The 11,621-nt window shown below is 31.6% G+C and carries 15 protein-coding genes and 1 pseudogene; 4 read left to right on the forward strand and 12 right to left on the reverse strand.

Annotation, left to right across the window (positions count from 1 at the left end):
• Nucleotides 1-388: 388 nt before the first annotated feature.
• Entirely contained in the window at nt 389-1,123 is a 735-nt protein-coding gene (locus ACJDUG_RS09185) for a GntR family transcriptional regulator (RefSeq protein WP_406769586.1), read from the forward strand.
• A 118-nt stretch (nt 1,124-1,241) separates the two neighbouring features.
• On the opposite strand, the gene ACJDUG_RS09190 is transcribed toward ACJDUG_RS09185, so the two are convergent.
• Nucleotides 1,242-1,613 (reverse strand): PH domain-containing protein, encoded by a 372-nt coding sequence (locus ACJDUG_RS09190; RefSeq protein ID WP_406769587.1) that lies wholly within the window; start codon nt 1,611-1,613, stop codon nt 1,242-1,244.
• Between the two features lie 352 nt (nt 1,614-1,965).
• On the opposite strand from ACJDUG_RS09190, the gene ACJDUG_RS09195 reads away from it, so the two are divergent.
• The gene (locus ACJDUG_RS09195; protein WP_406769588.1) at nt 1,966-2,610 is read left to right on the forward strand and encodes a hypothetical protein; all 645 of its coding nucleotides are present in this window, start codon (nt 1,966-1,968) and stop codon (nt 2,608-2,610) included.
• A gap of 143 nt (nt 2,611-2,753) precedes the next feature.
• Here the strand turns inward: ACJDUG_RS09195 and ACJDUG_RS09200 are convergent, their stop codons facing one another.
• From ACJDUG_RS09200 to ACJDUG_RS09225, 6 genes and pseudogenes are all read right to left on the reverse strand, one after another.
• Nucleotides 2,754-3,161 (reverse strand): hypothetical protein, encoded by a 408-nt coding sequence (locus ACJDUG_RS09200; RefSeq protein WP_406769589.1) that lies wholly within the window; start codon nt 3,159-3,161, stop codon nt 2,754-2,756.
• A 78-nt stretch (nt 3,162-3,239) separates the two neighbouring features.
• Nucleotides 3,240-3,299 (reverse strand): annotated as a pseudogene (locus ACJDUG_RS09205) (hypothetical protein); the annotation flags it as partial.
• Complete coding sequence (locus tag ACJDUG_RS09210; protein WP_406769590.1) at nt 3,289-3,657, reverse strand: G5 domain-containing protein; 369 nt, start codon at nt 3,655-3,657, stop codon at nt 3,289-3,291. The gene ACJDUG_RS09210 and the pseudogene ACJDUG_RS09205, both read right to left, overlap by 11 nt.
• A 245-nt stretch (nt 3,658-3,902) precedes the next feature.
• The gene (locus ACJDUG_RS09215) at nt 3,903-4,820 is read right to left on the reverse strand and encodes a hypothetical protein (RefSeq protein WP_406769591.1); all 918 of its coding nucleotides are present in this window, start codon (nt 4,818-4,820) and stop codon (nt 3,903-3,905) included.
• Nucleotides 4,817-5,320, reverse strand: a complete 504-nt coding sequence (locus ACJDUG_RS09220; RefSeq protein WP_406769592.1) for an SPASM domain-containing protein — start codon at nt 5,318-5,320, stop codon at nt 4,817-4,819. Before ACJDUG_RS09220 ends, ACJDUG_RS09215 begins: the two co-directional genes overlap by 4 nt.
• Nucleotides 5,321-5,356: 36 nt before the next feature.
• Nucleotides 5,357-6,202, reverse strand: coding sequence for a radical SAM protein (locus ACJDUG_RS09225; protein WP_406769593.1), 846 nt, complete (start codon nt 6,200-6,202; stop codon nt 5,357-5,359).
• A 324-nt stretch (nt 6,203-6,526) separates the two neighbouring features.
• Between ACJDUG_RS09225 and ACJDUG_RS09230 the strand changes: the two genes are divergently transcribed.
• Nucleotides 6,527-7,654, forward strand: coding sequence for a DEAD/DEAH box helicase (locus ACJDUG_RS09230; RefSeq protein ID WP_406769594.1), 1,128 nt, complete (start codon nt 6,527-6,529; stop codon nt 7,652-7,654).
• On the forward strand, nt 7,641-8,279 hold the full coding sequence (locus ACJDUG_RS09235; RefSeq protein WP_406769595.1) for a pentapeptide repeat-containing protein: 639 nt from the start codon (nt 7,641-7,643) through the stop codon (nt 8,277-8,279). Before ACJDUG_RS09230 ends, ACJDUG_RS09235 begins: the two co-directional genes overlap by 14 nt.
• Before the next feature lie 150 nt (nt 8,280-8,429).
• Here ACJDUG_RS09235 and ACJDUG_RS09240 read toward each other — a convergent pair whose 3' ends face one another.
• From ACJDUG_RS09240 to ACJDUG_RS09260, 5 genes are all read right to left on the reverse strand, one after another.
• Nucleotides 8,430-8,597, reverse strand: a complete 168-nt coding sequence (locus ACJDUG_RS09240; protein WP_406769596.1) for a hypothetical protein — start codon at nt 8,595-8,597, stop codon at nt 8,430-8,432.
• Between the two features lie 506 nt (nt 8,598-9,103).
• Nucleotides 9,104-9,445: a hypothetical protein gene (locus ACJDUG_RS09245; RefSeq protein WP_406769597.1), complete on the reverse strand. Its 342-nt coding sequence runs from the start codon at nt 9,443-9,445 to the stop codon at nt 9,104-9,106.
• Nucleotides 9,446-9,524: 79 nt separating this feature from the next.
• On the reverse strand, nt 9,525-9,701 hold the full coding sequence (locus tag ACJDUG_RS09250; protein WP_406769598.1) for a hypothetical protein: 177 nt from the start codon (nt 9,699-9,701) through the stop codon (nt 9,525-9,527).
• An 837-nt stretch (nt 9,702-10,538) separates the two neighbouring features.
• Nucleotides 10,539-10,958 carry a hypothetical protein gene (locus ACJDUG_RS09255; protein ID WP_406769599.1) on the reverse strand — a complete coding sequence of 140 codons (420 nt, stop codon included), beginning with the start codon at nt 10,956-10,958 and terminating at the stop codon, nt 10,539-10,541.
• Nucleotides 10,959-11,182: 224 nt separating this feature from the next.
• Nucleotides 11,183-11,557 carry a hypothetical protein gene (locus ACJDUG_RS09260; protein WP_406769600.1) on the reverse strand — a complete coding sequence of 125 codons (375 nt, stop codon included), beginning with the start codon at nt 11,555-11,557 and terminating at the stop codon, nt 11,183-11,185.
• Nucleotides 11,558-11,621 lie beyond the last annotated feature (64 nt).

An 11,621-nucleotide genomic window follows, 5' to 3' on the forward strand; every position in this document is an offset into this window, starting at 1 on the left:
ATACCTTTCCTGCTTTTTCACTTAGATAAAATATTCTATTATCAATTTACCTTTAGTAATTATTATTAAATATTCAATTTACCAAGGTACAATTTTATACATCACTTAACATGTCTATTAACTTGTATTTTTAACGATAATAAGTATAGCATGTCTACTTTTTTTCTGTCAAGCTTTATCTGAATTACTAATTCTACTTTCATTGCTTTTCAAGACTTATAACCTATGATAAAATACAAGTAAAATCATATTCTTAATTTTTATAATATCTCATTCAATTTTTATGACTATTTTTAAAATTACAGCTATAATTAATATTAATTGAACTTCTTGTAAGTTACATATACATGTTTAGACAAGTTAAAATTGTACGAAAGGTGTTAGTTTAATGGATAACTTTAGTTTTATAGAAAAGGATAAGGAATACAAATTTTTAACTGTATACAATGAGCTTTTTAAAATGATTAATGAAGATACTTTTCCTGAGGGAAGCAGATTGCCATCAGAACCTGAACTATCAAGAATACTCGGTGTTAGCAGAACAACTTTAAGACAGGCCCTTGCACTGCTCCAAGATGACGGTCTAGTTAAAAATATTAGAGGAAAAGGAAATTTTATAATAAGATCTCAATCTGATAAACGCAAAGGCTTAGAAACCATTGGTCATCCGGTCTACAAATGCTCAGCTGACATAATTGATGAAGTTAATATGGAGCTCAGAATAGAACCCTCAACAGACTATATTAATAAAACTTTAGGAAGAAAAACTGCTGTGGCCATAGTTATTGATAGATGGTATAAAACTCAGGGTAATGCTGCAGCATACTCTTTTACCTTAATACCAATTGAAACAATTTCAAAATATAATATTGACTTAAATGATCATGATAAGGTCTTAGGATTTATAGAAAAAGAAATTTATGAAATATGCAGTAATGTACAAGTAGAAATTAAATATTCTACTTCTGGAAATGTTTCAGCAAAGCTATCACCTATTTCATCAGAAAATGAATTTTATTTGATACAGGAAGCCATATATAAGGATTCAGAATTTCCTATAATTCACAACAAACACTACCTGCCAATAAAATCTAGTTCTATTGAATTTCATCAAAAGAAATGAGAAAGAAGCTGCTATAGGCATACAAAAAGCTCATATGCTAAACCTTAATTCGGCATATGAGCTTAGTTATAAATATTCTCTACATAAGACGTAGGAAAAACAAAACATAGTAAACAAATTATTTCAGCAGTGCATTGGCTATCAGTTTATCAAATTTACGTATGTCTACTCCCTTTTGTAGATTGACTTTAATATGTCCAGCTCTGGTCCATAATTCAACTTCAGCATTAAAATCAAAAAGCTTTCCTGCATTTTCTGTAGACCACATGTTGATGGAAGAGTAAGGCAGAGAATAAATCTCTACTTTTTTACCTGTTAGACCTTGTGCATCTCTTACAATCAACCTTTTGTTAGTAAAAATAGCACTGTCACGGAAAGTTTTGTAAGCAGCTACCGCTACTTCTCCTTCTACCAACAAATCGTTGACATCGTTTGGAATTGGACATTCAGAAACTAATGTCCATTGTAAAATACTTTGTGTTTCTGCCATTTTCATACCCCCTATAAGGAAATTATTACCTTCAATTATAGTTATTCTACAGAATTTTATGAAACCCTTCTTTTCTATAAATGTCGACATGTCCATATGTATTTTAAAATACTAAAATTCTCTCCAAAAGTTTATTTTTAATTTTTAGCTGTTGGATGCTCCAAAGCTTATAGTATATGCCTTTTTATTCTTCAAATCTAAAGCTATTATCGCTTCATTTATTTGTTAACCATCCCTATTTTATATCTGTAACTTTTGTTACAGTAAAAATAAATAAAAGATGGTATATTAAACTTAATGAAACAAAGAATAATTAGTATTATATTTAAACATAAAAGAGAGGATAGCTTATATGAGTAAATTTTTAGCACCAATTCATACATGGATATTTAATAAAATAAAATTCTACGAAAACTTGGAAGCAAATTTAGTGGAGGCTTATACTAAGCAATATGGAGAGGAAGTAAGTTCATTATATAATGAACTAATAGAAAAATATGGTCATCCCCTAGAAGAAAATCCAATTGAAGAATTGATTGATGTATCTAATATCCATGGGTGGCTTCAAAATAAAATAACTATTGCTGAAACTAGACAAGCAGCACTTCTTACTAAATTAATCGATAAATATGGTGAGGAAGTTAAAAATATAGCTTTAAAACTATATGCTCAGCAAGGCAGCAAATGTGGAAAAGAGTCAAAAGATAAACATAGTGTTACTAATGCCTCTATAATTTATAAGGCATTAAATGATTATATACTTGAAGGAATGCCTTGTGACAGAGTAAACAATATTACTGAAAGTACTGAAGATAAAATAGAATGGGTAAATGAAATGTGTTTACACAAAGGTTATTGGGATGCAGTAGATGGAGATGTAAACCTATTTTATGAATTAAGAGATGCTTGGATTAAATCCTTTGTTGAGAATATAAATGATAATTTTTCTTATATCCCATATCGTGACAGGGCAACTTTTGAAATTGTGAAAAATTAACTTTAAGAAAGCTGTAAAATGAAATGTTTTACAGCTTTCTTATACATAATACCTTTTAAAAAACTATATCTATTGAAATTCACAACTAGAACTACTTTATAATTAGGAAAGTCTGACAGTATTAAATAATACGGTACATTTAGTTATATTCGAGGGTAATGCTGTCCATTTGGTAATAACCTTAACGCAATCTCAATATGGTGCAATTCATATTGGTTTTTGTCTTTATTCCAAAATACTACTACATATGTAAAATTACTTTCTGCATCATCAATGAATGGGAAGTTTTTACCATACATTTTAGGGGAATCCATATAATCTACTATCTCTTGGTATTTAATAAATTGACATTCTTTACCCTGCAAGTCTTTAAATGGAGTCTTTATAGATTCCAAGACAGGTTTTCCCTCTGCTAAATTTATTACAGATTGAACTAAAGCATTAAAATGTTCATCATCATAGAACCTATGCAATAGAGCAGCATTACTATGATAATTTATTGGCCCTTCTGACGGATTATACAGGGAATTTATCCAATTAGTTTTTTCCATATCTATTCCGCTAGGTCGTACAGCGACCTCTCTTGTACCAACTTTAATAATTTTATTTATAGGTACTTTTGTTATTATGCTTGATTTAACATCTCTTGATGTTTCTTTCCCATTTGTAAGTGTTAAATTATATGTAATTGTTAATTGTTCTTACTCCATTTACTCCATTTTGTGCTACAACTTGTTTACCTTTATCTATAGCTGGATCATTTTGCTTTATTGTTTGAAACGCAATACTCTCTGTTTTAGTTTCTGTTGAATGTGTAATTATGGGTGTAGTAGTATCTTGTGTAGCCTCTGGAGTATCAGAAATAGCTTTTGTAGTATCATAGTTAGAAGAATTGGTCGAAGATGAATCCGTTATTTTATTAGTGCTGTTATTTACACTACTCAATGTGGTAGTCTCTTCATTTCGCTGTTTCTGCTCTGTTGTTTTTGCTGTACATCCAGTTAATAATAATGAACCTATAATTATTGCTATAAAAAATCTTTTCATAAAGTCCCCCTATTAAAGATAGATTAAAACTTTAAATTTCCGCAAATATACCTAAATACATGAAGTATTGTAACATAATTTCTGAATTAGTTATTAAATGCTCTACATGATAATTTAAACGAACTTCCACATTCTTAAGCTCATGAAGTATTATATTGTGTGAATTATATATTTTGCAGGTAACTTATTCCCTTTTGTTATATCAATACAAATATTTCAAGTGGTACAAGAATACCTCCTTTATATTATCTGCTGCAATAAGTTTTGTTTTTAATCAGCCAATTTAATATTTGATATCCTCGCTCTGAACAGCCTACACGTCCGCCACCAGCACATGCGCAGGCACAAGCGCATGCACATGCGCAGCCTCCACCGCCTCTGCCAAATGGTCTGCTTCCGATAATTCCAGCACCACCCCGGTAGCCCCCTCCGTATCTTCCGGATTTGTAGTTATTGCCTGAGGAAAATTTAATTATAATAAAACAAACAATAAATATAAAAATAATAATAGCTGCTATTATACCCATTGGAGAATTTTCACTCTGCACATCCTTCAAATCAGGGAACACTTTCATAGGATAAATAGCAGTAATCAAGTCAGCACGCTGATTTGCTTTCATATACCTGGTTATCCAGACAGCATCCTTTGAGCTTGTCTCATTGGGTTTAGAATCAAATTTAATAGGAGCAAATTTTTCAGTATTTAAAGTAACCTTCAACTCATTAATAACAGCAAAATCAAACCAGCCTGGCTGAAATTGCATTGAAACATTTTCATCTCCTGCATCATACATCATAGAGCGCTGATTAATGGTGAAATCAATTTTAAAATGGTCACCCTTATGAGGCAGCCTTTTGAAGTCAAGGTGCACCCCAGATGTACCTGATTTATTTTCATACCCCTTGGAGATTAATGATGATGGTGAGTAGTCAATAAGTGTAAAATTACTATTTGGTACACCAATCTCTAAATATTGAGTATCAGATGGGAAATCAGTTGTTGCTTCATAGTCAAGAGAATAATTTATATTTAAGCTTCCATCTGACTGAGGATCAATATTAACGATCATTTCATGAATAATATCAGGTGGTGTGGCCGCTGCAACATGTATGGGAATAAATGAAAAAAGGCATATTATTAAAGCCAATATTTTAATTTTCATAACTGAGCCCCCTTTAATGCACATTTTGGTTTTGCAGCATGATATCTTCTTATATTTTTACATCTCTTACTGTTCCAAATTTTATTCCAGGATTCATGCCTAATATTACCTAGGGTTTCACCTGCCAGCCAGCTTTGACATGGAACAACATCTCCTGAGGGCGTAATGGCCATATTGGAAAGACAAGCACCACATACTGGTGCGCTGGGAAGGCCAATCTCCAGTAGTTCCTTTGAGTCAATCCATCCTGGAGAAGTAAAGGAAATATCCATATTTAACTCATTGCAAAGGGCTACAGCTTCCTTTAAAATTCCCTTTAGCTCCACTGGGGATAGAGCTTTTCCTGTTTCAATCTGCTCAACTGCATTGCCGGTAGGAATAAGACTTGAGCAGCCAATGCAGTAAACTCCCAATTTATTAGCAAAACGGATAAGGCTTAAATAATCCTTATTTCTTTCAACTAAAGGAGTATTTATACTTACACTCAAGCCAGCATCCAAAGCATTTTTTATGCCTTCAATAGTTTTCTCAAAGGCTCACTTTCTGCCTACAAGTGCATCATGGATCTCGGGGTCATGGGAATAAAGGGTAATTTGTACTCCATCCAGACTTGCATTGCGTAATTCTACTGCAAGTTCTTTGGTTAACATATAGCCGCTGGTATTTAACCTAGTTACAAACCATGACGAATATCGGACTAATTCAACAATATCAGGCCTTGTTAAAGGCTCTCCTCCAGTAAAGGTTAGCATTGGTATACCTGCAGCTCTGCACTTATCGATTATTTCTTTCCATTCCTCAGTTTCCAAAGGCTTTTTTATGTCCATAATGTCGCCGTAATCTGCATAACAGCATACACATTCCAAAGGACACGCACGCTTACTGTTTAAAGACATAGGAGCAAGAATAATATCCATTCTATGAGGAGCAGTCATATATTGGCCGTATTCCTCAAGTGCTATTCCTGAAAGTACTTCCTCAGGAACATTACCCTTAGTAGCTATATTAACAGCCAAGGTAACAATTTTCTTTAAGTCTTCTAAAATCAAGTTGGAATCAGTTCCAGGATACAACTCAATAACCCTTGAAACTACTGCCTTCTCGATTAAATCAATTTCTTCAGGGCTAATCTCACGCTTGTTCTCGCAGTGTTTTTGAAGTTCTTCAAAAAATACACGAAGTACCAGAGCCCATGATGGTCCAAGAGGCAAGAACCATGTCCCATTAATAATTAGCAAACTTGGCGGGTCTTTAAACAAAAGTGGTTTTGGAGGCACTAAATGCATTCGTGCAACCCCAGGACCATCGGGGTCTAATGTAGCATGGGCTACTCCTTCATTCCAGGCTTCTCTTTTTCTTTTTAAGCTTCTAAATAAACTCATTATTTACCTCACATTGATACGAAATTACAATATCTATATTTTATACTTTTTGCCTGCAAATGTAAACTAAGATAAGTATACTCAAACATTCCCTTGCTTTTTTCTTTGTTTAGGAAACAATCATAAGGGACGGTTCCTTGTGGTTCATAAGCTAGAATCCCAATCATAAGGAACCGTCCCTAGAGATTATATTAGCAATAATCAATACAGTATGGTATTATTAACTAGCCAAAACATTAGGTTCACCTGTTGAAACCGAATGTATTAAGTAGGTATTAATTTAAATTTAGAAATGGAACCCTATAATTAGGGAGGTATACGATAATGAACTTTAATCAATTAGGTATTAATGAAGCTATAGTAAAGCTACTCAAAAATAATGGAATCACTGAGCCCACACCGGTTCAAGCAGAAAGCATCAGTCTTATAAAGTCTGGAAAAGATGTTATAGTTGAATCCCAAACCGGCACAGGTAAAACTCTTGCGTTTTTGCTTCCAATCTTTGAAAATATTTCACCTGAAGTTGAGGCAGTTCAAGCCTTGATTTTAACTCCTACCAGAGAACTTGCCCTTCAAATTACTGAAGAAGCACTAAAGCTTAAGAAGGCTAAGGATATTAATATATTGGCAGCCTATGGTGGAAAAGATATTGGCTCTCAGCTTAAAAAGCTGCATAAGGGTATTCATCTTATTATTGCCACTCCTGGAAGAATTCTGGACCATCTTGAGAGAAAGACCATAGATTTAAGCAAATTAAAGACCTTCGTACTAGATGAAGCAGATCAAATGCTTTTAATGGGCTTTAAAAATGAGGTAGAGACAATAATTAAAGAAACCTCTAGAAAACGCCAAACCCTTTGTTTCTCTGCAACCTTAAATTCAGATGTTAAAAGATTAGCCTATAGATATATGAAAGAGCCAGCAACAGTATCCATACATAAGGAAGAAGTAACTCTTGATGCAATTAAACAACAGGTGGTAGAAACCACAGACAGAAGAAAACAGGATGCACTTTGCTCTATACTAGACAAAGACAATCCCTATATGGCTATAATATTTTGCAGAACTAAAAGAAGAGCAGATGAATTGGAGATATCACTATATAAACGTGGCTACAACTGCGAAAAACTGCACAGTGACGTACTTCAGTCAAAGCGTGAAAAAATAATGAAGGCCTTTAGAAACGGCGATTTTCAATATTTAATTGCAACAGATGTGGCTTCCAGAGGACTTGATATAAGCGGAGTCAGCCATATTTACAACTATGACATACCCGAAAGCGTAGAAAGCTATATACATCGTATAGGCAGAACCGGAAGAGCTGGAGAAGAAGGTTATACCTGTCTTTTTATTGATCCAAAAGATCGCTTACGACTTGATGAAATAGAAAAAGCTATTAAATTTAAAATACCAAGAAGGGACATAGGTGAATACAACCATGGCTACAAATAGAAGTGTTCAAGGAAATTTCAACTACAATAATATAGAGAAAAAAGATAAGAACTTTATGTACAAAAACTTAGAGAGGAGTAATTGCTACAACTGCGATTTTTCAGGTTCAGTTTTTGATTATGTAAGCTTTAGAGGGGCCCATTTTAAAGCTACCAATTTCTTTAAATGCAGCTTTAAATATGCAGAATTTATTGGAACGAACTTAAAGGATAGCAACTTTAGAAGTGCTGTGTTTGAAAATGCTGTTTTTGACTCAGTGAAGCTTGAAGGCGCTAATTTCAAGGATGCAAAGTTTATAAATACTGTATTTTTATCTACAGATATAAGTAAAGCCAAAAATATAACTTTAAATACTCCCGGCATCAGAATATTTGAGGAAATGCCAAAACTTGAAATAAGTGAAGAGTTAAGAGGCGCTGTTTTTGGAGCTATGGAAAACCAGTACATAAAAAAATCACGAGTTCTTGATACAAAAGATGGCGGACTCAATATGTTAAATATTTTGCTTCTTTTAGAGAATTTTGAAGAGCAAACAATAATAACAGGACTAAAGTCAATTATTACAAAGCTGGATAGAGAGTTTTACACCTTAAGTTATATAATAAAATATTTGAAAAACATGTAATATTCCATTGTTTAAACTATTATAGAGTGAAAGGCTCCCCGCAGGAAGCCTTTTATTTCTCTGAATAAATATTATAAGATAAAGAATAATAGTTGCTACAGTAGAAGCTCCCTTTCTTTAATCAATGGCTACCAATAGTGCTGCTATCTTCTATAATTTATCTTCCTCAATATACTCTTCAATATCCAAGCCATACTGAGCAGCAATTTTTATAAGCTTATCCTCAGAAGCATTATCTACGTCAATTATTGCCGGCATAATACCTGAAGGACCCATTTCATTTAATAAATCTTTCTTTAACCTTTTGTAATTTATCATAAAAATTTCCGCCTCCTTTATTATTAAAATAATCCATCTAGTAGTTTGTATTATTATTAAGCTTTTTTTAGAATACTTTTTTTATATAATTACATTATAGATAAAATACTTAAATCTCCTTATTATTTCATTATTCTACAAATTAATTTAAATTCCTTCAAAAAAAACTAACATTGCTGCTAGTTTTATTTTAATAGAATCTTATTTACTCTACAATATAAGAAAAGTATTCATTACTATACAGTATTAAAAATTAGTCCTTTTAAAGATATTAATCCCCAAATAACTAAAGCCCCCTCAACCACGATTCCTAACACTACAAGGATTGGCTTAACCCTTTCAAATACCTTTTTCAAAGCAAATTGGTTCGCATTTTTTACCATTATGTCTTAGTGTTATTATTATATTCTGCATTAAACTTACAATTCCTTCAAAAAATAATAATCCCGAGGATTTCTCCCCTGGATTTATTAAGTTGACTTATAATAAAAAATGCGTAATAAATACTAACTAACATTGAAATATCTTTTAAGTTTATCTATCCTACTAGAATATTCTTCATCGTTAAAATAATCAATTTCTTTTAATTCACTTAGAACTTTTGCATATTTCTGGTATTGCTCATATTTTCGATTATGGGCATGTCTGTCCTGATATAATTTAATTACATATTCAAGTTCATCATTACTTAATATACCTATATCCCGCAACTTAACCAATCCAGATTCCTGCGTATTTGTGACATCTTCTTCTGGTTTATATAGCAATGGTATAATTGCTAATCTAACAGCAACATAAATAATAGTAAAAAGAAGAATCAATGATAAAAAAATTGAGCCAATATCCATTTTATTTACTCCCATTCAGAATATTATAAGTTTTATTTAAATTTACAATAGATTACTGTTGTGACACATAAGAAGAAGATTACTTCTTATCTTCTTTTCTTTTTATTTCTTTATATAATTTTTCTAAAACATATAAGCCTGGACTTAAAACTCCAACAACTGCAAATAAATATATAAATATTTCTGGTCCCCCAAGCATTCCTCCAATAGCAAAACCTACAAGCCCCATTATTAGTGAAGCGATAATTAAAAACATATTTTTTCCCCTTCTTAATTCGTCTTATTTTACTGTTGTGTTTTAGTATTATTATTATATTCTGCATTAAACTTACAATTCCTTCAAAAAATAATAATCCCAAGGATTTCTCCCCTGGATTTATTAATCCTACTTATATTAAAAATTATTTGTGTTCCTGTTTTATAATTTTAATTAACTTTTGAGTGCATATTACTGATAATGGAATGTTTATAACGATAAGGATAAAAAGCGAAACTATGTCCGTTAATGAATTTAACGGTACGAATCTAACCCATAAAAATTTTAGTAACTCGAAGTAAAGTATAAAGAAGGTGATGCAAATCATTCCAAAAATTATACGATTTGCCATTACTGAACCTCCAATTCAAATTTTTTAATTAGCCATATAAGAAGATTCTGTATCAAAAGAACTTACAAACTATTTATTTTACTTGAATTTAGTATGGATTTTTCTTCTAAAGTATATAAAACTACTTACAATTAATGAAAGCACCACTACAATGAATAAAATGTTTGTTAAAATGTTATGCACATTAAAGCAATTGGTAAGTGTATCCAGAAGGACTCCGAACAATAAGACTATTCCCATTAAGAAATTTTCTAATTTTTTATGCTTTTTAAAATCATATATTAAAATAACCAATCCAGCTGTCATCATCACAATTCTAATTATCCCCGTTGAATAAATAATTAAAATATGATCCCACTATCGATATTAAAACCCCAATTATATCCAACAAGCTCACCTCATTATTATTCTAAATATTAATTCGCAATATAAAACACTTGCATAGCAAGATAAGAAAAATGCGTAATAACTATTTAGAAGATTTGTTATCTATTTGCTGAGGAGATTAGATTTATAAAGGCAATATAAAAAGGATAGATAAGAAATATACCAATAAACAATAGACCTAAAACTGGCGGAGGTTCTTCCCCCCGAACCATTGCTGGAGATAAAGACGAGGTAAAGATAGCGTAATAAGGAATCCAAAGAATTGTTATTAAAAATCTTAGTTTAACTTTACTTAGGTATTTTTTTGTAATTAGGTAAAATAGAAACGATGTAAATATTAATAAAGTTAGATTTAAAATTCCAACCGCCACATTAACGGTGCTAATTAACCAATCTGTTATTCTTGCAATTCGATATATATTCCCCATAAGCTGAATCTGAATAAATAGAGTTAAGGCATATAAAGCACTCAAAATATTTAATTTAACAAAGATCTCCACTTTGCTATTTAAATTCATAAACATCCGCCTCCTATAAGGTTTGTCACATAAATTTCACATCATTATGTATTAGGATTATTATTATATTCAGGATTAAACTTATATCTTCTCTAAAAGTGAATAAACCCGAGGATTTTCCCCGGGACATATTAATCCTACTTATATTCAAAACATTATTAATGTTTTTGTTTTTTAATTTTAATTAGCCTTTGAGTGCATATTACTGATAACGAAATGTTTAATTACTCTTTCCCATAGGTGACGGGAACATTACCAACTTTCGTAAATAACTTGCTGACAATTCTGTCATTTTCAATTATTGGCAAGAATATAACATCATCACGTACTGCAACCTGGTATGTGTTGGACTCAGTTTTAATCAGGTAATTATTTTCTTTTTCATTTAATTCTAATTTCCCTTCAAATAATAGATTATCTTTCGTGCCATAAAGAAGAACTTTATTATCATTCATGATTGAAAGTTTATAGAATATCCCATTCTGATCGCGTGAAACATAATACCCTAGTGAAATAGACTCTGAATGTTTCTTCGGTACTAAGAAACCTATATTTAAAGTAATAGAAATTAAAAATATAAAACATATGTAGATTGTCAAGTAAAATTGACCCCTTTTTGCGTTTAAATTTGACCCCCTACGGGTTAAATTTCAATCAGTTCAA

The sequence above is a fragment of the Candidatus Clostridium stratigraminis genome, assembly GCF_045310675.1.
Classification (GTDB): domain Bacteria; phylum Bacillota; class Clostridia; order Clostridiales; family Clostridiaceae; genus Clostridium_AT; species Clostridium_AT stratigraminis.